16 protein-coding genes and 1 pseudogene are annotated in these 19,304 nt (G+C 65.0%); 11 read left to right on the top strand and 6 right to left on the bottom strand.

Going from position 1 to position 19,304, the window contains the following annotated elements; all coding sequences use genetic code 11:
• Window positions 1-255: 255 nt before the first annotated feature.
• From BKA10_RS12940 to BKA10_RS12930, 3 genes are all read left to right on the top strand, one after another.
• Window positions 256-729: a hypothetical protein gene (locus BKA10_RS12940; protein WP_183500259.1), complete on the top strand. Its 474-nt coding sequence runs from the start codon at window positions 256-258 to the stop codon at window positions 727-729.
• A gap of 37 nt (window positions 730-766) precedes the next feature.
• Entirely contained in the window at window positions 767-1,207 is a 441-nt protein-coding gene (locus tag BKA10_RS12935; RefSeq protein WP_183500258.1) for a single-stranded DNA-binding protein, read from the top strand.
• A 173-nt stretch (window positions 1,208-1,380) separates the two neighbouring features.
• On the top strand, window positions 1,381-1,743 hold the full coding sequence (locus tag BKA10_RS12930) for a hypothetical protein (RefSeq protein WP_183500257.1): 363 nt from the start codon (window positions 1,381-1,383) through the stop codon (window positions 1,741-1,743).
• A gap of 12 nt (window positions 1,744-1,755) precedes the next feature.
• Here the strand turns inward: BKA10_RS12930 and BKA10_RS12925 are convergent, their stop codons facing one another.
• Window positions 1,756-2,016, bottom strand: a complete 261-nt coding sequence (locus BKA10_RS12925; protein WP_183500256.1) for a hypothetical protein — start codon at window positions 2,014-2,016, stop codon at window positions 1,756-1,758.
• 81 nt (window positions 2,017-2,097) lie between these two features.
• On the opposite strand from BKA10_RS12925, the gene BKA10_RS12920 reads away from it, so the two are divergent.
• Window positions 2,098-2,403 (top strand): hypothetical protein, encoded by a 306-nt coding sequence (locus BKA10_RS12920; protein WP_183500255.1) that lies wholly within the window; start codon window positions 2,098-2,100, stop codon window positions 2,401-2,403.
• A 4-nt stretch (window positions 2,404-2,407) separates the two neighbouring features.
• Here the strand turns inward: BKA10_RS12920 and BKA10_RS12915 are convergent, their stop codons facing one another.
• Window positions 2,408-5,398: an AAA family ATPase gene (locus BKA10_RS12915; RefSeq protein ID WP_183500254.1), complete on the bottom strand. Its 2,991-nt coding sequence runs from the start codon at window positions 5,396-5,398 to the stop codon at window positions 2,408-2,410.
• Between the two features lie 505 nt (window positions 5,399-5,903).
• Here BKA10_RS12915 and BKA10_RS12910 point away from each other — a divergent pair.
• The gene (locus tag BKA10_RS12910) at window positions 5,904-7,106 is read left to right on the top strand and encodes a Shedu immune nuclease family protein (RefSeq protein ID WP_183500253.1); all 1,203 of its coding nucleotides are present in this window, start codon (window positions 5,904-5,906) and stop codon (window positions 7,104-7,106) included.
• A gap of 248 nt (window positions 7,107-7,354) precedes the next feature.
• Here the strand turns inward: BKA10_RS12910 and BKA10_RS12905 are convergent, their stop codons facing one another.
• A complete protein-coding gene (locus BKA10_RS12905; RefSeq protein WP_183500252.1) occupies window positions 7,355-8,227 on the bottom strand; it encodes a DNA adenine methylase in 873 nt (290 codons plus the stop codon).
• A 32-nt stretch (window positions 8,228-8,259) separates the two neighbouring features.
• Entirely contained in the window at window positions 8,260-9,729 is a 1,470-nt protein-coding gene (locus BKA10_RS12900) for a hypothetical protein (protein ID WP_183500251.1), read from the bottom strand.
• A 580-nt stretch (window positions 9,730-10,309) separates the two neighbouring features.
• Between BKA10_RS12900 and BKA10_RS12895 the strand changes: the two are divergent.
• From BKA10_RS12895 to BKA10_RS12885, 3 genes and pseudogenes are all read left to right on the top strand, one after another.
• A pseudogene (locus BKA10_RS12895) lies at window positions 10,310-11,696 on the top strand (IS1380 family transposase).
• Window positions 11,697-11,861: 165 nt separating this feature from the next.
• A complete protein-coding gene (locus BKA10_RS12890; protein ID WP_183500250.1) occupies window positions 11,862-12,149 on the top strand; it encodes a putative quinol monooxygenase in 288 nt (95 codons plus the stop codon).
• A gap of 325 nt (window positions 12,150-12,474) precedes the next feature.
• Window positions 12,475-13,659, top strand: coding sequence for a hypothetical protein (locus tag BKA10_RS12885; protein ID WP_183500249.1), 1,185 nt, complete (start codon window positions 12,475-12,477; stop codon window positions 13,657-13,659).
• Between the two features lie 289 nt (window positions 13,660-13,948).
• Here the strand turns inward: BKA10_RS12885 and BKA10_RS12880 are convergent, their stop codons facing one another.
• Window positions 13,949-15,154 carry a hypothetical protein gene (locus BKA10_RS12880; protein WP_183500248.1) on the bottom strand — a complete coding sequence of 402 codons (1,206 nt, stop codon included), beginning with the start codon at window positions 15,152-15,154 and terminating at the stop codon, window positions 13,949-13,951.
• Window positions 15,155-15,611: 457 nt separating this feature from the next.
• Here BKA10_RS12880 and BKA10_RS12875 point away from each other — a divergent pair, with 457 nt between their 5' ends.
• From BKA10_RS12875 to BKA10_RS12865, 3 genes are all read left to right on the top strand, one after another.
• Complete coding sequence (locus tag BKA10_RS12875) at window positions 15,612-16,085, top strand: hypothetical protein (RefSeq protein WP_183500247.1); 474 nt, start codon at window positions 15,612-15,614, stop codon at window positions 16,083-16,085.
• Between the two features lie 340 nt (window positions 16,086-16,425).
• Entirely contained in the window at window positions 16,426-16,893 is a 468-nt protein-coding gene (locus tag BKA10_RS12870; RefSeq protein ID WP_183500246.1) for a hypothetical protein, read from the top strand.
• A 263-nt stretch (window positions 16,894-17,156) separates the two neighbouring features.
• On the top strand, window positions 17,157-18,134 hold the full coding sequence (locus tag BKA10_RS12865; RefSeq protein ID WP_183500245.1) for a zeta toxin family protein: 978 nt from the start codon (window positions 17,157-17,159) through the stop codon (window positions 18,132-18,134).
• A 22-nt stretch (window positions 18,135-18,156) separates the two neighbouring features.
• Here BKA10_RS12865 and BKA10_RS12860 read toward each other — a convergent pair whose 3' ends face one another.
• Window positions 18,157-19,302: a hypothetical protein gene (locus tag BKA10_RS12860; RefSeq protein WP_183500244.1), complete on the bottom strand. Its 1,146-nt coding sequence runs from the start codon at window positions 19,300-19,302 to the stop codon at window positions 18,157-18,159.
• Window positions 19,303-19,304: the final 2 nt, after the last annotated feature.

Genomic DNA, 19,304 nt, shown 5'->3' with positions numbered 1-19,304 from the left:
CCGCGTGCGGTGTTTCCGGTAGCAGGGCCAGCCTCGAGCTCCATCACCTCGACTACCGGGGCGTTGTCCGCCGCGACGGGAGCTGGGTCGCGTTCGAGAAACACGACGATCTCGTTCCGATGCACCCGTACTGTCATGAGCTGTTGCACCGGCTTCTCGACCGCGACGCCGTGCTGGCGAAGGGGCGGTCGCGGCGCGATGCGTCGCAACTGGCTCTCAGCCGACTGCGGGGGAAACTCACCCGGAAGGATGGCCATGTCTGACCAGGGCGAGGTCGAAGCTCTGCTGGCCCGCGAACTCGCCGGGTTCGGATTCGGCGACCGGCACGGTTCGTCAGAGCCCCTCGGCGCGCGCATCATCAACTGGCGCGGCCTCGCAGATGACGATGCCGCCGATGCCTGGGTCCGGTTGCGTGAGTGGGTCGAGTGGATGACCGTCCGCTACAACGTTGCCGTCAGCGTCATACCTCAATGCTGGTGGAAACACGGAGGGCTCGTCGAAGAGCTCTCTGCGCTGCACATCGCCCACCAGGCTGCGTTCGACGACAGCGACACCGGCTTCGGTCCGATCGGCTGGCACGAACGTCTCGCGATCGCACTCCCCCGCATCTCTCGCGCCTACGGGGGCGGGTGCAACAACGGCCACCGGCCGAGCAAGCCGCGCACCTGGGAGTCGGCGACCGACGAGCAGGAATGGGACACGTGGACCAGCCAGGCCCACGGAAACTGAGGCGCAGCTGCGCCTCACACCGGAAAGGAAGGGAACCATGACCACCAGAATCCCCGTCACCCTCGAGGGAAACCTCACGAGTGACCCTGAACACGGCGGCAGCGACAACGGCACCGACTGGGCCCGGTTCGGGATCGCCATCAACGACCGACGACTGAACGAGACCACCGGCACGTGGGAGGACGCCGGCACTGTCTTCCACCGTGTCGTCGTGTTCAACCAGCAGGCACGACACGTCGCGGCGTCGCTCCGCAAGGGCGACAGCGTCGTGGTCGCCGGCGAGCTCCGATTCGGCACCTACACCGACAAGGAGTCCGGTCAGACCCGGGAGACGCGCGATGTGATCGCCGAGAACGTCGGCGCCTCGCTCAAGTTCGCCGACGTTGGGATCGACCGCAGCCCAAAAGCTAACGGCCCCGCTGCAACGGGGCCGCAAGCCGCACCGGCGGAGACCGTCGGCGCAGGGTTCGCTCGCTGACCCATCAACAGGTGCGGGCGAGAGTCATCGTACTCTCGCCCGCACTGCCGTGGAACGGCAAGCATGCCAGGGAGCCGTGCAGCGGTCGTGGTCTATCCCTACACCGCCTTCGAGGAATACCCTGGCGTCATCGATCCGCAATGGAGCGGAGACGAAGGAGACTGGGGATCATCATGGCACTTCGAGACTTTCTGGCGTACCCGAAACCGGACATCGGGATCGCGGCAGATGCACCAAAGCAATTCACCTATCTCGATCCGAAGAACATCACCTACCCCGGTGTCGCGGTGGTCGCCGGCGTCATCCTCAACTTCATCGTCAGCAACGTCACCGGTTCCGGAACACGGCTCTGGGTTTCGCTGCTGATCGCGCTGGCCTTCGGTGGGTTCATCCTCTGGCAGAGCCTGACCGACAAGAACAATGCACAGCCGGTTGCCTCACAGATCTTCGTGTTGGTCGTGAACACCGTCCTGCTGTGGATCGCCATCTTCAGCGTCGCCGCCGTAGAACCGGGAGCACTGACCGGGGCACCTTGACATCGGGCCCATTCAGGCGTACGTATGGTGCACGTGCCAACCATCCGCGTCGGGATAGACGTCGAAGACCAAGCTGTCACCGGCGTCGTCCGTGGCCTGGAAGCGCCAGCCATAGAGACCACCGCGATGACCGGCCTGGACGGACCAGATCGAGTCGCGCAGCCGCGTGGGCGTGTCGGTGACGGTCCATCGTCGGCCCGCATAGAACATGCGCGTCGGCACGTCGCCCTCGACCCACAGCGTCAGGTCATGTTCTATCGGAGTAGCCTTCATGGCTACACAGTCTAGAATTGTTGTTCTATCTTTGAAAGAGCAATCCGAATCTTCATCGGCCGGAGAGAGGGCCAGCTCCGCGTGGGGACCAATCGACGCTACGCCGCCGCGATCGACCGACGGATGGACAACGGCATCCTCCAGCGACTGGCGACCGAGAGCCCCCTGCAATCGCTGACGCGGGCCGAGAGGCGTGCCGATGAACTGCCCGAGACGCGCGACCCGAAGCCCCGGAAGTGCCGGGCGTGGGTACGGTTCGGTCCGCACCCGACTCAAGTGGACGCGGTCGTCGTGGTGTGGAATGACGTCGCCTGCGGCATCCAGTTCACGGTCGGAGACCGAGAGTTGCGCTGCTGGGTGTGGGCGAACGCGGTCACCCCGCTCTGAACGGTCAGCGCGAGAGCCCTCCTGTGCCGGCCATCGCACCAATCGGCACGAGAGCTGCGGCCTCCGAGTTCGTGGTCCCTCGTCCAGTGGGAGCACTGTTGAGCTCATCAATGAGCCCGTCGAGCTGGCCCTGGCGCACTGCGATGCGAGCTCGAAGCTGTTCGTACCGGGGCTCGACTTCCGGCGACGAAGCGGGCTCTCCGCGGCCGTGACCGGCCGAGTTCGCGGTCGCGACGCGTGCGTGCTGCTCCGCGAGGACGCGGGTGCTGTCGCGCACCCAGCCCTCGAGCTCGTCCTGTACCTGCGTCCCGTCGCCTGGGGTGCCGTCGCGGGCGGCCCGACTGAGTTCGTTGCGTGCGGCGCGGCGAGAGTCGTCGATCGTGACTTCGGGGAGCCCGCGGGTCATCTGGCTCGCGACGACGTCGATGGCGGTCTCGCCCGGCCGGACGAGGGCGACCGCCTCGTTTTGGACGCGGCCGCGGGTCATGCCGACGTAGAGCCCGGCGGCGTCCACGCCCGGGCCGACGATCGAGGTGTCGGTCGTCTCCCCTTGGATGCCATGCACCGTGGACGCGTAGGCGAGGTGGACATGGTCGGCGGCATAGTCGGCGCTCACCGTGCGGACGTCGGCGGAGTCGGTGATGCTGGCGAGCTCGATGCGGTCGGGGTGGATGCGGCGCACTGTCCAGAGGGCGCGGTTTTCGACGTCTGCGACGCGATCGTTTCGGCGGGTCTGCACGACGTCGCCCTCGAGAATGCGCTGCTCGTCCATGCCCACGGCGATCCGGCGCATCGCGAGCTGGCCGGCGTCGATGCGTCGTTGCTGGATGGCGTCGTTGACCGCGTCAGCCTCGTCGTTCGTGCTTGTCACGAGTGCGACTCGCGTGCGGCCCGCTGAGGCGCGGAAGTAGGCCTCGACCATCACGTCGCGCGCTTGCCGCTGGTCGGCGACGGTGTGGATGTGGCCTCGCGCGTCGAGTTCAGCCGCGATGGCGATCGCGTCGGTTGCGGATGCCGGTTCCCGCAGTCGCACGGTGAGCGCGGCGTATTCGGGGTCGCGGAACCGGTGGATGTTCGTCAGCTCGACGAGGCTGGCGGAGCGGCGGGCCATGCAGGCCATCGCGCCGGAGTGTCCGACGGGCATGGCTTGCAGGTGGTCGCCGACCATCGCGATGCCGGCACCGGTGTTCGCGGCCAGGATCGCCAGTGCGCGAGCGGTGTGCAGGTCGACCATGCCCGCTTCATCGACCACGATTCGATCACCGGGGCAGAGCGGGTATCGGCGCGGACCGAGGTAGGTGCCACCGTTGTCATCGGACTCGCCGGGCGAAAGACGGGTCCAGTGTTCGGCGCCGGCGGCATCGCGGGTCCACCGCCAGCCGTGGTCTCGGAGCAGCGCGTGCAGGCTCGATGTGGTCCCTCCGATTTCACGCCCCGCGACGGAGGCGGCCTTCTTGGTGGGTGCGACCACAAGCAGGCGGCGTCCCTGCGACTCGAGCGCACGCTTGGCGACACGGAGCATGGTCGTCTTTCCGGTACCGGCAGGACCGGTGATCGTGACAAGGCGATTCGACCCGGCGATCGCTGCCGCGGCATCCGCTTGACCCTCATCCAGAACGACACCCTCGACGACGCGCGCGGCAGCGGCGACATGTGCGCGGTCGAGATCGGCACCCGGCAGGTTGAGTGCATCGAATCGGGCGGCGAGGTCGACCTTCAGCGAGGCGGTCTGCGATGCCATGAATCCCTTGATGTGTGCGGGACGATCGGTCTCGCCATCGAGGAGGTCGATGACCTGGGAGTGCGCTCGATCGATCACGTCATCGATGATCGGCTGCAGCTCATCACGGACGGCGACGACGCCGGACGCTGCCACCGCACGCATCGCACCCGCCCGAATATCGAACGCACTGAACCGGCCACCGTACGCCGCCGACCGCTGGTCGGCGTCCACCAACGCGGCCGCAGCCAGCAGTCCCGGGTCCGGCGTGGCAGGAGTGGTGGGCTGGATCGCTGTGCGGGCGGCGAGCAGTCCGGGATCGATAGCGGCGAGCTCGTCGCGGATCAGCTGCTCCCATGCCGCCTCCTCGAGATCGCGCGGCTTCTGGGGGCGCCCTTTCGCCCAGGCGTGTCGGTCGATCTGCTGCATCACATCACGATCGGGCTGCTGGCCCGGGTGCGCGGTCCGCCAGTCCGCCAGCATCACCGCACGATTTGCTTCGATCTGATTCGACCGCCGCGACAGGGGACGCACCGCGTGGGCGACCTCCGCTACCTCGCCGTCACCGTTGAGGGAGTATCCATGTCGGGCGAGCGCCGCCAGCCACTGCGGATCGGTGCGGGCCGCCAAGTCACCTTCCGCATTGATCACCGTGTGCAGCTTCATCGCCACCCGGGAGTCGACATTCGACCACTTCCCATCAGCACCTTGAACCTTGACACTCAGCCACATATGCCGGTGAATGTGCGGATCGAGAGCGCGGGAACGGCGATGCTGAAGCTCCACGACCTCAAGCCGACCGATCGCCTCCCGGAATCGACCACCTGCGCCGCGGCGCGCGTTGAGCTCGCGCTGCCAGGTCGCGAGAATTCGCGCGCGCAGCCTGTCTTGCAGCGCCTCGAACTCGACGGCCAGCTCGGGATGGATCAGCGCGACAAGGCTGTACGACTTCGGCGCGTTGGTCGTGCCATCCAGAATCAAGTCGGACTGCGGCGATGTCAGGTCCCGGCCGCGGCGCTCACCCGTATCGGGGTCACGCCCGTCGACCCAATGCAGCAGCTGCTCGCGCGTCAACTCATCGATCGAGATCTGGCCCGACTCAACAGAGTACCGCGCGATCGTTCGTCCATCGGAGTCACTGTACGCGGCGAGAACATCGACTCCGCTCGACAAGCGCAGCGCCGCGTCGCAGTTGCCATCCAGAGCGTACGCGATCGCCGCCTTCACTCCGTGCGAGTCGACGCCTCGCTTCCACCGCTCCAAGCCCCCGCGCATGTCTCACACGCTACGCTCATTTGCTATTCGTGTCCCGTGTTTCACAGAAAGTGCCTGCGTGCATCGCTCTTGTTCATCGCTCTTGTTCGATCGTTGGGCGTGGGCAGTCGATCGTCTCGTCTCTTGACCCTGCAGGTTTGATCCTCACCTTCGCCATCGTTCGTATGGCGTACGTGAACGGGCACCTTCAGCGGGCGGGCTATCCGGGCATGCGCCCCACCGCCAGCAGCGCCGACGTGCTGAAGGACGGTGCGCTCGTTCGAGGACCGGCTGGCGGGCGACCGCCGACTAGCAATAGGTCACCCAGACGGGGCCAGCGTCTCGAAGGACTGACGGCACCCGCCTTGGCCTCGCGTGTCGTCGCTGCCCGCCGGCGGTGACCCGCTTTACTGGTCCCACGGCCTGCTGGACCGTGCGCCATCTACGCCACTGCGACAGGCATGAGGACGTTCGATGGGCGGGACCACGCCAGGCTCAAGCCGTCGACTACATGACTGGGAGATCAATGGCTCGGATCGTGCCCTGGGAACCACTGCTCGATCTCTCGCATCGCGCGGAATGGTTCGACGTCTCCGAGGACGATTTCAGCGTGCTTGAAATTCGCGAGGCGAAGGAACACTTCTCCTTCTTCTACGACACGAAGCGCCGCGCGCTGATCAAGCAGTTCCTGCTGGACGAGACTGCGCAGGTAGCACTGCTGTGCGAGGTAAAACTGGTCGCTAAAGACGGACGGTTCTCCCCGCGAGTTCGACTACTTAAGGTCGATCGGGCGAAAGCATCCGTCCCTATCACGGAGGAGATCGAGACGGCCAGTCTGGCAGTGAAGGCCTCGGTCGACACATCAGGTGGACACGAGAACTTCATGAAGCTCATGAGCTACGTGCTGAGCCTCAAGGAAGTCGACGCCGGCGCCGGGACGTTCCAGATGTCGCCCGCGACCGACGTCGAGGTCATCCGTCTGCTCAACGCCCGCGATCGCGGCGAGTTGGTGCCGTTGATCTCCACGCTGTTGGGCTCCTCGTTGAGCGAGAACGAGATCAACTTGATCAGCGACCGCAAGAGCACAATCGAGTACTTCGAGAATCTCCTCACCGACCCCGCATTCTTCGAGAAGGAGCAAATCCGCAAAGGCAAGACCCCAGAAGCGCTTTGGCAGGCGTTCTTCGAAGGCGCGACGTGGATCTTCGGTTATGGACTTAGCCTCGTCGGTCATGACGCGTTTGACTCAGGTCGCCTGGAACAGATCACAACCGGAGCGAATCTATGGTCGGGAGCCGGTAAACGAAGCGATGCCGTCATGCGTTCCCGTGCCGTCATCAGCACACTCCTGTTCTGCGAGATCAAGCGTCACGACACTCCGCTCCTTAAGACCAAGCCGTATCGAACGCCGGACGTATACGTGCCCACGGAGGAACTGGTGGGCGGAGTAGCTCAGCTTCAGAAGACCGTGCGTAAGGCGTATCGCCAGTTCATCAATCAGATTGAGCACCACACCAAGCCTGATGGCACACCAACTGGGTTGGACTTTTCGACGACTCGCGCACGTCAAGTGCTTCTGGTAGGAAACCTTGCCGAGTTTCGATCGGAGCACGGCGTCAACAGTGAACAGATGGAATCGTTCGAGCTATACCGCAAAGCGAATGGAGACGTGGAGATCCTCACGTTCGATGAACTGCTAGCACGCGCGAAGTTCATAGTGAGCGGCTAGCGCCATCGGACCGGTCCTCGACCGACGAAGGAGGAGGAGACGGAGCAAGAGCTCCTGGACACTTGAACCCGCGAGTAGCCGACGCGGAAAGCATCCATGGCCGACCGACTCACCCTAATTGATCCGCGGGCTCCCAGCCGTCCGCGACTCCCCGCCCGCTCGGCCCGCTCGAAATGCGGGCTGCCTCCGGCCGCGCGGACAGGAGCCACGCGAGCGGTGAGCACGCCTAATTCGTTCGCCAAATACGGTCAGGCGGTCATTCGCTCGGGCTGAACCACGCGCGTCATGTTCGGGAATGCGACCTCGAGGTCGTTGGACGTGGCGAGCAGCTCGGTGCCAGTGCGCTTCACCGCCGCCGAGTACTTTATCGAGTATCTGTACAGCGGGTCAGTGCCGTACAAGGAGGCGATGGCTTCGGCGTCGTCGTAGGTGAGCAGCCACGGGTTTTTGAGGGCGTGCACCCGCTCAGCTAGCTGGTTGTGGTCATCGTCTTCGAAGTAGTTCGAGTAGAGCCCTCGTCCCTTCACGAAGTACGGCGGATCGACGAAGAACAGGGTCGGCTCGGTTCGCTCGTCGTGCTGCTGGAGAAATGCGCGCCCGTCCAGGCTCGATATCTCGATCTGCGCCCGGTATTTCCAGATGCGTTCGATTTTCTGCGCGAGCGTTGCCCGGTTGAAGCGGCAGTCGATCAGGTAGTTGCCGGTTTGATCTAGGCCCCCGATCACACCACCCTTGATGACTCCGGAGCGGTTGGTGCGGTTCAGGAAGAGCGCGGCAAATCCCAGCGACACAGGATCGCTGGCGTCGCCGAGGAAGTACGTCTCGCGTTGCTGATGCCACTCCGGGACTGTGATGGGAGTGGTCTCGATCTTGGAGAGGAGCTCATCGTTCGCGTTCAGGATTGACCACCACAGCGAGTAGATCGCAGGGTCAAGGTCGTTGAGGGCGATGCGGTGGGTATGGCGCCCGTACAGCAGCGCCAACGCCAGACCGCCGCCGCCGGCGTATGGCTCGGCGTATCGGTGCCCTCGTAGGTCGTTGCGTTCGATGACGTCGACGACTGCCTTCAGCAGGACGCTCTTTCCGCCGGGATATCGGAGCGGTGAGTGGGTGTTGGGCACGTTGCTGTCTCCTCCAGCTGTGACGCTAGCGGTCAGAAGGGCCCTTGGCCAGCGGAGTCCTCTACGAACGCGAAGATCTTGCGGGTGATCGGTAGCAGTGAGTCCCATTCCGCGACCAATGTCGCCCAGGCGGGTATCGCGGCCCCGTGCGCGGCTGCCCCCAGTCCGGCGGGACTGAGCAGCTGGCCGGGGTTCTGGGCGCTCCGTTGCAGTGCGTTGAGCGCGTTCTTCTCGGCGCGAGTCAGGTCCGGCCAGGCGCCGATCACCTTAACGATGTCGAGGACTTTCACGTGAAGCTTCGACTCGGACTTGCCCACACAGGTCTTGCGCCACATGTCGACGTAAATGCCTTCGAGAAACACGCGTGCCACGACTGACGCCGCTAGCGGGGTGTTCTTCGACACCCGCGAGAGTTCGTAGATCACGTGGCGACGGACGGAATCGGCAGTGGGCGTGGCGAAGGAGTCGCCGTCGACAAGCGTCCAACGACTGGACGGCGCCACCGGCTTTGGCACCTTGTTGTCGCTCCCGGCCGCGGCGTTCTCGGCCGAGGAATGACGTCCCGAGCCGTCGCTTGCGGCGCCGCTGGCACCCGTCGCCCGCGCGCCCTGTTCAGCTTCGAAGCCCCCGACTCCCGCCTCGTCGCTCGGATCTTCGACAAAGCCCTCGGTTCCCGCCGACGCTCCATCGCCGAGCAACGGGTCTTTCAGCTGGTCGTCGACCCATTGTTGGATGTCTCTCGCCGACATGCGGGAGTGAACGGTGGGTTCGTCCGCGAATAGCCCCCAGAGGAAGACACGTAGTCGTTCCTTGTATAGTTCGCCATCGAGATCCGTGATGTAGTTAGGATCGTCCGCGGCCGTGGAAATCTGTAGGTAGCGCTTTCGGAAGGGGACCCGGTCGGAGAACCGGCGCACAGTCGTGACGACCCTCTTGCGGCGCTGCTCGGGCGTGATGAGGTTCAAACTGACGCCGTCGTCGAGGAGCCGCAGCGCGAGCGCGTTCGCGGATACGCCGAAGTGACGGTCCTTCGCCGCTGGCGACCACTGCCGCAGCCCTTTTCCTGCCAGCGCGCCCTGGTGTCGCCGCTCGAGCCACGGGTCGGCCTCCTCGCGGGATTCGAAGACAGCGACGTCGATCTCGATGTCACCTGGATTCCATCCGGCGGCCGCCGCACGTACCCGAGCCCGGTACTTCGCCGGCGCGAGCTCGGGGTCGTTTAGCAGGATGAGCGAGCACAACCGGCGGTTACCCTCGAGCGCGATAAGAATCTCTCCTGACCGGACCGCGCCGAAGCGGTCGAACGGGCTCAGCGAGCGCAGATCGGCGATGTCCTCGAGTAGCGGCAGCACATCCTCGTTCGCCGCCAGGTAGTCGATGACGTCCTGTTGCTGCGACTTCCGTTCATGACGCGGATTCTCCTCGTCGAGACGCAGCTTCCATAGGTCTTCGCCCTTGAGCGTGGTCTTCTCGATCAACTGATCCCCCCAGGATTCGGCCAATTCCCCTGACTCTAGCGGTAGGGAGCGCCGGCGCTCGGTCGATCGGTCGGAACGACTTGCCAGCGAAGTGGGCGAAGCCCGGTCTCCTCGGCCGGAGGAATGATCCCACCGAGCGTGACGAAGAACCGTCGCCACGAAGCGCTTCGCGACGAGCACATCGCCGCCCTCGTCCCTCGACACCGTCCTGTGGCGCAACGCCGTGACCATCGGGTCCGGTAGGGAAGACGGGCCCCAGCAGGAGCGGGGTACTACCTCTCACCAGCATGCCGGTCGGGGACGCTTAGCTTTGCTGCGACGGTTCATTCAAAGGAAGCTCCTCGAACCAGTGGGGGTCCAAGATCCTCATTCGCCGAGCCCAGGGACGGGGGCCGGGTATGAAGCCGTGCGCGGCGAACGTCCCTCTTTCGCACATTGCGCGATTGTGGATCGCGCGTGAGCAGGAGCCGTCCGTGACTTAGCCTGGATCCACTGATCGGGTGTGAGGTGAGGTCGGCGCGTTAAACGGAGAATGCCTGTCTGATCAGGGAAAATAGGACTTGTCTAAGGTTCCATTTCGCCCGAAAAGAGAGGCATCTCGCAGATGCAAGTTTCTCACGTCTCCCGGTCCGCTGCCGCATCATTCGATGACCCGAGTCTCGTGTCGGCCGCGGGGCTGCTCCCGATCGTTGCTCTGGCCCAGAAGGTGGGGCTGCGCGACCTTGCCGATCAGTGGTTGAGCGTCCCGACGGACAAGGGCGCGAATGCCGGGTTGAAGGTGTCGTCGCTGGTGGCGGGGATGGTCGCGGGGGCGGACTCCATCGATGACATGGCGGTGCTGCGCCACGGCGGCATGGGCCGGCTATTCGCCTCGATCTATGCCCCCTCAACATTGGGGTCGTTGCTGCGCTCGTTCACCTTCGGACACGTCCGTCAACTCGATGCGGTCGCGTCCCGGTTGCTGATCAACCTCGCCGGTGAGGCTCCGATTCTCCCGACGCCCACCGATAGCGGGATGGTGTTCGTCGATGTCGATGACACGATCGTCGAGGTCCACGGATCGAAGAAGCAGGGCGCCGGATTCGGATACTCCGGCGTCCGCGGCCTCAACGCGCTCCTCGCCACGGTATCGACCGAGACCACCGCACCGGTGATCATCGGACAGCGTCTGCGCAAAGGCGCGGCCGGGTCACCACGGGGTGCCGCCCGGATCGTCGCCGACGCGCTGAAGACCGTCACCCGACTCCCGGCAATGAACGCGGCGCCGGTGCTACTGCGCGCGGACTCCGCCTACTACGGACACGCGACCGTGACCGCAGCGTTGCGGGCTGGCGCGGACGTGTCGATCACCGCCCGGCAGGATCCCGCAGTGAAACGCGCGATCGGCACCATCGGCGACGACGCCTGGACGAAGATCCAGTACACCGACGCGATCTACGACCACGACACCGACACCTGGACCTCAGATGCGGAAGTCGCCGAAGTCCCCTTTACTGCGTTCACTTCGAAACCGAAGAAGGACCGGGTGCACGGGCGTCTCGTGGTGCGTCGTATCCCCGAGCTGAACAAGAAGAAGCTGTCCCAGCCGACCCTGTTCGACACGCACCGCTTCCACGCGTTCTTCACCACCAGCACCCTCGACACGGTCACCGCCGACCAAGTCCACCGCCGTCACGCGGTCATCGAGCAAGTCAACGCAGACCTGAAGAACTCCGCCCTCGCGCACCTGCCCTCAGGGATCTTCGCCGCCAACGCCGCCTGGCTCGTCCTCGCCGTCATCGCGTTCAACCTCACCCGCACCGCCGCGACCATCACCGGTGCCGCACCTCGCGAACGCGACGACCGCCACGATCCGCCGGAAACTCGTCACCATCCCCGCAAGGATCGCGTCCTCCGCACGCCGCATCCGACTCCATCTCCCCGAAGCCTGGCCCTGGGAAACCGCATGGTCACCACTGTTTGCGCACGCCCTCGCGCCACCGCGACGCTGACACCACTCGTCCATCCCGCCGATCCGGCACGATCAACAACCCAGTGGAACACAGCGGGCAGCGAGGCCCGCGGCTCCGACGCGCCCACCACCACCAGAAGACTCAGAGATCCCGCCGCGCCCCATCACCGAAGGACGTCGGTGGATTGAGGCTTAGGTTGGGCGAATGACCGAAGTCACGCTCACCGGCAAGCTGGTCTGTGCCTCGCCCGCGGAAGCCGAGGTCGTGGAGGACTTGCTTCCTCACCACGTTCTGTCGACCCGCGCCGAGCCCGGGTGCCTCCTCTTCGAGGTCACGCGACGCGGGTCGTCGCTCGTGTGGGATGTCACCGAGCGCTTCGAGAACGCCGACGCCTTCCGCGCGCACCAGGCGCGAGTAGCGGAGAGCGCGTGGGGGTCGGAGACCGCCGCGATCCAGCGGGACTACGCCGTCACCGGTCTCAACCCTGGATAAACGGAACAATGCACGGTCGTGTGTCGCTCGCGGCAGCGCACGCAAGGGGATGGTTTACGTGCGACGTGCCGATGGGGTCGGCTATGGGCGCCGACACGCCGACCCGAGCCTGACCTCGACGCAGCGGGAACTGCTGCCGTCGGAGGACATCGACGACCGGCTTTCCGGTGGCGATGGCTTCCGTCCGGAGATCGTCTGCAACGCGCTGAACACTGGTGGGTCGTCACCAGTTCGCCACTTTTCCCGGTCGCCGTAGTCTTCGAGGTGGGGAACCGCCACGATCCTAGCTCTATGTTGGGAGCAAGAAGGGGAAACCTAGATATACATGCATACAAATCAGGACACCGCGGACGCAATTCCCCCGCAGCCTTTCACTATTCACTCGATCAACGGCTACACCAACGTGTTCATCGACGTGATGGCGGAGACTCTCGGCCTCGGAGACAGCGGGGTCCAGACACTCCTCCGCACCATGCACTCGCAGGTTTCGAGCATCCTCAAAGACAAGGGGGTGAGTTACGCCGATCTGAAGTCCGCGCTCACACCCCAGTCGGGCAAGCATGAGATCGCCTTCATCTTTGACTCGTCACAAGCGACGAGCTGGCAATACGGTGAAGAGTTCTCCAGAGCATGGCTCGCCGCCCTGTCGATTGCGAAAGGACCGAAACGCACTGCAATCTCCGAGGGAGACATCATCGGCCTCCCGGCGCAGTTTGTCTGGCAGCTGCTCGATCAGCAATTGGTGCGCCCAGCTGAACAGGAGGTTCCGTCGCTCTCCCCTGAACAGTACTTCGTTGTCTACTTCACGAACGTCTCGAAGGCGCAGCTGACCGCACTCGATCGTGAGGTGCGGGCGAAGAGTGTCGCCTACCTCGGCTACGTCGACTGCTCCGGATGGACCCCGCTGAAGACGGGGCTGGCGCTGCCGCAGATCGCGCTCCGCCTAGACAAAAAGATCATCACTGCGGAAGACGACGACGGAAACGCAAACCTACGCGGGTACCGCTTCGATGAGTATGGATTCGAAATCGTCGGCGTAGACGAGGACCTCTACGGGACCATGCTCGACTTCCGGATCGACATGGGAATCGAGCAGTGGGGTGCGTCGGATAGCGCGATTGCGCTCAGTGCCCTTTCCGGCGTAATGCGCGACATCGCGAGCATGGCCCTCACGATCGACGAGCGACGATTCGAATACCTCACGAGTGAGGAGCCGGGCTACGGTCACGGCGCGTCGGTGAAGAAGGCGGGGCTCGCTGGCTTTGATCGATTCGCCCTTGCGGACGCGATCAAGAAGGAAATTAGCAAGAGCCTGCTCTTCAATCTCCGCTCTGTCGCCGGGAGCAAGACGGTGGGTGGCAAGCGAATGGCGGCGCCCGAGAATGATGCCCTTATGTTCACGGTGCAGGTTGAGTTTCCGGACCGGACCGGGGCCAAGCAGCGCTATCAGGTGGGCGTAAAGTACGACCCTCGCAAACACGCGGGCGAAGTTGCCACGATGTTCGGCTGACCTCAAACGTCGGTGCGGGCGCGGCCGAGTCTCAAACACTTGCGTTGCGATTGCAAGCGCGCCGTCAGCGCATCGGCTTCAGGCCGCTGCAGCCCCTCCGCACTCGCCCCAGATCGGGTCGACGAGAGCTGAGCGTGCCGTACCTGCGACGCCCATGCCGACGAAGACACGTCGGTTGTCGCCGCGAACCCTTCCGGTGAGGCCCTGAGGGCACGCTGTCGTCCCTCATCCGGACACTGCCCGCAAATGGATGCGGCTGCGGTCCAGTGATGACGCGCTCTTCTGAAGGTCAGCCCCGGGTGGTTGTCGACCCAGGCCGGGGTTCGCGTTCGCGGGCGAGCCGGCGACGCGCGGCGTCGACCGCACGTTGCCGTCGGAGCAGACGGATGACGGTGCGTTCCTCGAGCGAGAGGGCGACTTGGCCGAACAAGCCGAATCTTGGGAGCGCTACGTCGTCCGCGGCCCCTTCGTACGCCGCCGGGAGTATGACGCCCGCGAGGACGAGGAGCCACCAGAGCCACTGGAGTCCCGCGGAGAGGAGGTACGCTTCGCCGTTCACAGTTGTAGCCGTCAGCGCAGTCGTCAACAGAGGCGTACAGGCAAGTACGAGCGCGCCTACCGATGCGAGGAAGGTAAGTGGGATCGCTTGCAGCCGTAGCCCGTCAAATCGCACTAGCGCGAAGCCATGCAGACATAGCGCCCCCGCCACCGCCAGCATCGTGAGCAGGACGCCGGCGACGATCACGCTTGTCGAGAGCTCGTCGATGAGCCAAACGCTAATGATCATGAGGGCCGTGGGAACGAGCAACACCGACATGTACCAGAGCGCCGTCAACGGCAGCGAAAGGCCCACCGGGTAGGGGCGGCCGTACGCTCTCGACTCGCGTGCTCTGTCCAGTCGCTCCTGTCTGGACTCGAGGGCGATCACGCGATCACGCATTTCCTTGGCCCGCAATTCATCCGATAGCGGCAGCATCTCTCGGATCGTGATCGCAACTGCTGCACAGACGACAGCAAGCGCAACCGTGGCGATGACGGCGTCGGTGACAGGATCGACCAAACAAGGCTCGCTGCTGGTCGGCTCACGTCCTGAGCAGAGCGGAGCGGCCAGTGTGGCGAGACTGAGGATCGCCCAGGCGACGGAAAGCGTCCCGACGAGCGTGGCGGTCCCGACGATGAACGTGTTTCCCCACCCGATCGCTTTGAGCACTGACAACCCGACCAAAGTGGTTATCAGCGCCGGCAAGACGATCGTTCCCGACTCGGCAATCGGAACCGCGGCAACGGGGAAGCCGGGCCAAGTCGGTACGTCGCGCTGCAATTGGCCCGTCTCGACGGCCAGGAAGACACACGCTATCGCCAGCATCCCAGCCAAGATTGCGCCCGAGGCGACGATGACGGCGCCGCGCCCCCAAGCCCGACGGATCAGATCTCCTTGGGAGATCTGCCTGGCAGTCGAGATGAGCGATTTATGATCCGCCAGTTCCGTCCCCATGGCAGAACATTAGTGGCGACTGACCGGGGCCGGCGCATGCCTCGACGATGCATCCTCCCAGGGGTCGGCAACGCGACGAGCGGCAGTGATCAGTCTGCGTAATGCACGCCGGTCGCTCCCCTGACGCCCGCCGCCGGATTTGCCGGAGCGGCCGATCGAGGGCTTCAGAGATCCGTACCGCGCGCTGCGGAGCACTGTGTGCGCTTTGGGCGCCCGCGACTGTGCCCACGCCCGTATACCGATCCGCATTAGCCGCGTGCCCGTAGTGTAGAGCCATCGCCGAGACCGTTCTCCTCCATCAGGGACATCAGCGGGTAGTCGCACTCGGTATAGCGCGTCACTCAAGGCTCGGTCGTCACCTCGCTACAATGAAGCGCCGAACCCTCCTTTCGGGTTCGATCTGTGGGAGTGGGGATGTCATGCGCGATGACGGCGTATGCAGCGAGGCTGCGACTTGGTGAAGTTCTTCGCAGCGCTGACCGGCGTTGGGGCACTCTTGAGCAACCCGGCCCTGTTGCTTGGGCTATTCCTGATGGTCATTGCTGCGATGTCTTGGGCAGGCACCACCATCGGACGCGAGAGCGGGTGGACAACCGTGTTTTCAGTTGGAGCAGTGCTCTTGCTCTGGCTAACACCGCCGACCATGTTCGTCGCCAGCTTGGCCCATACGGAACGCGAATACCAGCGAGCTCGACGCGACGAGGTTCGCCGTACCCTTCGCCGAGGCCGGTTCCCGAGTGCGTTCGGCGCCGCTCTCGTCGGCCTCCTTGCCCCGGCCCTAGTCCTGATGATCCTGCTGGGATTCATCGCCAATGCCGCGTGTGAGCGAGGGGACATGTCAGCGTCGCTCGCCTTTGCGTGGAGTCCGCTCGGCACATTCGCGCGCATCCTCGCGCCGTCCTTCGGTATGAGCAACGCGATCACCTGTTGAGTGGGGTTCCCTCTGCTACCGGCAATCCGTGGTCGCTGACGACCCTGGAGGATTCGGCCTGATCGACGCCGACGTGCTGCTGTTGGTCGCCCGTCACCAAAGCCGCTTCGGCGCGCATCTGTGCTCGTGCTGGCGGCGGTGTGCGCTGTCACTCTTGCGGCTGGCCCGATCATGGGCGCCGTCGACCGTTCGCGCTCCCCGGACCGCCTGACGATCGGGCACGCGCGCGCCCGCGGGGCGCGCTCCCGGCAACGTCGAGCAGGCCGGGAGCATGTAGGCGATAGGCCAGTGGATGTGGAGCTCTTGACTTGCGTGCAACCGGCGGAACACCGACGACATCGTGCTCACCCATTATCGGCTCCGCAAACTCGAGGCTCGCTCGCTCGGGCTGACGTCGGGTGAGTCGGGGGAGCTTGAGGGAATCACCGCCGCCGGATCGGCACAGCCGCGTGAGGCGAAGTATGGGCTGCTGCAAGGCGTGCTCGACAAGATCAACGCCCTGTTCACCGGCACCGACGTCGACGAGACCAACGGCGTCAGCGCGGCCGAGACGATCCTGCGTCACGTCGTCGACAACCCGAAGATTCAAGCCGAGGCGATGGCGAACACTCCCATCGATTTTCAGACCTCGCCCACCGTCGCCGCCGAACTCGAAGACGTGATGTACGCCTCTGCGGCCGGGCACAGCAATGCGATGAAGGCGCTGCTGCAGAAGAGCGACTTCACCGCCATCGTGCGTGTGCTCGTCGCCATGGGCCTGTACGAGAAGACCCGAAGCGAAGCAGAGCGTACTGCGACGGCGGGATGATCAGCGGCGCGGCTCCACCCGGAGCGCTCTAGACTGAGCTTCGGAGGGGCTTTGCCGACCACACCAGCCTGGCGTGCCGATGATGCGGCCGCCTACGAGTCTTTGCGCGCAACCGCAAGCACGATCGTCGCGCGCCTCATTGAGGCTGGCGACGTGCAGAAGGCGACCGCTGTGCGGCGGCTCATCCTCTCGGTCGACGGATTTGACCGTGCCGCCGTAGATGCCGCAATGTCCACGCTCACTGAGACGCACGGGACCGAGCAGTGACTACGCCTCCGACCACGAATGAGGTGTTCGAGAACCTCGTCGTGCCCGTCGTGTTCGGCGAGGCCGGGCCGTCTGACGAGCCGACACTCACCCTGATGCTCGGCGCCCTGAGCTCTGGCCGGTCACGAGCCACGGCACGCGTTCGCGCGCAGGATACTCCGGATGCCGCTGTCGTGAACGCGGCCGACCTGCGCAGCTTCTATCCTGACTCGTCGAGGCCAACGCCGGACGACATTGTGAGCGCTGCGGCGGAGTGGCTGCAGCGGTCGCTGGCCCATGCGCGTGAGCAGCGCCGCTCACTGATCGTGGAGGGCAACTTCCGCTCCCCCGCTCTCGTCGCCGGTATCGCACGATTGTTTCAGGATGCCGGGTTCCGAACGCGTCTGGTCGCGGTGGCCGATCGCGACGCGGAGACCCAGATGTCCGCAATCTCGTTGCGCCTCGAACAGGCGCGGGCTGGTTTGCACGTTGATCCACACACCGATGCCGTCGACCTCGTCGAGTGGATGCGAGCTGTCGGCGCTGAGGGCACGATCGATCGCACGACGATCCTCCATCGCGACGGGCGGGTGGTGTTCGATGACGCCGCGGACGAGCCTGGCCACGACGATGCGGTGGCCGCGTTCGAGGCAGCACGGCGCGAGCCGTTGGGGACGCTGCGGTCGACTCTCTGGCTGAGCGAACTCCGTCATGCGTCCCAGTTCGCCAGGACCCTACGTGATGTACCTCACGATGCCACCGTCGCGCTCATCGATCTCCATGAGGCGGCTCTGGACGAGGTCGTGCCCGAATTGCCGATCCCTGTCGATTCGGATGCCCGGCGTATCCAGGAGGAGCGCCTGCAGGCTTCGCTCACCGAACTCCGGGAGTTGGTGAGTGCCGAAGTTCGGAAGTCCCGCACTCCCGAAGTCCAGGAGGACCTGACTGGCCCGGTCGTGCCTCCGGTGCCAGATCGAAGAGGTCCCAGCCTGTAGCAGGCTGATCAAATTAGTGGGATCAACGTCCGATTCGAGTGGACGCGCCTGATCCCGGGGCGGTGACGCTCGCGGCATCCGACTCGCGACGCTGGGGCTCTGACGCGAGAGGTCGCGAACGACCGGATGCGAAGGCAATGAGCCGCTTCAGGGTCGCGGGGTCACCCGAAGGGACGAGCTGCGCGGCGGCGTACTTGAAGCCCTCGATCTTGAGTCGTCTCACTGTCTCGACGGCATGGTCGTACGGTTTCTTACCGGCAACCTCCCGTCCGATCGAGTCCATGCGCACTTCCTCGCTGATACGGCCACGGTGTTCATTCATGTAGCCCCGCATGAGTGCGGGTAATGCCACCGGCCACGCCTCACGCTCGCTCGCGGCGACGAGCTCGGTGCGCACCCGCTCGACCTCGTCCGCGGTTGGAGGCGACTTCTTCAACGCGGCGCGCGCTCGGAGTACCTCGCTGCGCGACGGCATGACGAACGTCTTCTCCCGCTGCAGATCACGCTTCTGCTGGGCCGTGCGGCGAGCGGCGAAGAACTCGTCTGCCGCGGTGGTGTTGGCGCGCATCTCGTTTGCATAGACCCGGTGGATATTGCGGGGCGGCAACCCCAGCTTCTTGAGCCGGGAACGGAGCTGGCTCGCCACGCGGCCACGCTCCCGTTGCTCTTCGAGGTTCGCTTCGTACCAGCGCCGGTAGGAGTCGGGGTCTCGCTCGCGGCGGGCCCGGGCAGCGTCGTTGTTCGCCGCGCGGACGTCGTCGGCGTTGCGGTCGCGCCAGCGCTGGCTGGCACGGCGGGCCTGTTCGGCCGCGCGGTCGGGGTGCCGTTCGCGATACCGGCGCTGATACTCCTGCACCTTCTCGGGGTGCTGCCGGCGGAAGGCGCGAGAGCGGGCACGCTCTTGGTCGCGATGTTCGGCGTACCAGGTGCGAGCACGGGCGTTCTTCCGCTGGCGCACGCGCTTCCGCCTATTCGTGCGGCGCATCGAGAGCCGGTTCAGTTCCCGGGAACGCTCAGGATTGGCTGCCTTCCACGCACGGCTTGCGGCCCGTGCTTCGTCGCGGTGTGCGGCGTAGTACGCCGCACGCTGGACGCGTTTGGCTTCGGCTGCTCCGACCTGCTCGCGCAGGGATCGCGCCTCTTCGCGGTCTCTCTCCGAGATAGCCACGG

The sequence above is a fragment of the Microbacterium invictum genome, assembly GCF_014197265.1.
In the GTDB taxonomy this organism is placed as follows: Bacteria; Actinomycetota; Actinomycetes; order Actinomycetales; family Microbacteriaceae; genus Microbacterium; species Microbacterium invictum.
The sequence above is the reverse complement of the archived record's forward strand: the minus strand, read 5'-3'. Positions and strand labels throughout refer to the sequence as shown.

What these genes read in the sequence shown, in the direction of transcription:
- BKA10_RS12940 (WP_183500259.1), top strand. Translation starts at nt 256, where the DNA reads ATGTCTGACCAGGGCGAGGTCGAAGCTCTGCTGGCCCGCGAACTCGCC.
- BKA10_RS12935 (WP_183500258.1), top strand. Translation starts at nt 767, where the DNA reads ATGACCACCAGAATCCCCGTCACCCTCGAGGGAAACCTCACGAGTGAC.
- BKA10_RS12930 (WP_183500257.1), top strand. Translation starts at nt 1,381, where the DNA reads ATGGCACTTCGAGACTTTCTGGCGTACCCGAAACCGGACATCGGGATC.
- BKA10_RS12925 (WP_183500256.1), bottom strand. Translation starts at nt 2,016, where the DNA reads ATGAAGGCTACTCCGATAGAACATGACCTGACGCTGTGGGTCGAGGGC.
- BKA10_RS12915 (WP_183500254.1), bottom strand. Translation starts at nt 5,398, where the DNA reads ATGCGCGGGGGCTTGGAGCGGTGGAAGCGAGGCGTCGACTCGCACGGA.
- BKA10_RS12910 (WP_183500253.1), top strand. Translation starts at nt 5,904, where the DNA reads ATGGCTCGGATCGTGCCCTGGGAACCACTGCTCGATCTCTCGCATCGC.
- BKA10_RS12890 (WP_183500250.1), top strand. Translation starts at nt 11,862, where the DNA reads ATGACCGAAGTCACGCTCACCGGCAAGCTGGTCTGTGCCTCGCCCGCG.
- BKA10_RS12885 (WP_183500249.1), top strand. Translation starts at nt 12,475, where the DNA reads ATGCATACAAATCAGGACACCGCGGACGCAATTCCCCCGCAGCCTTTC.
- BKA10_RS12880 (WP_183500248.1), bottom strand. Translation starts at nt 15,154, where the DNA reads ATGGGGACGGAACTGGCGGATCATAAATCGCTCATCTCGACTGCCAGG.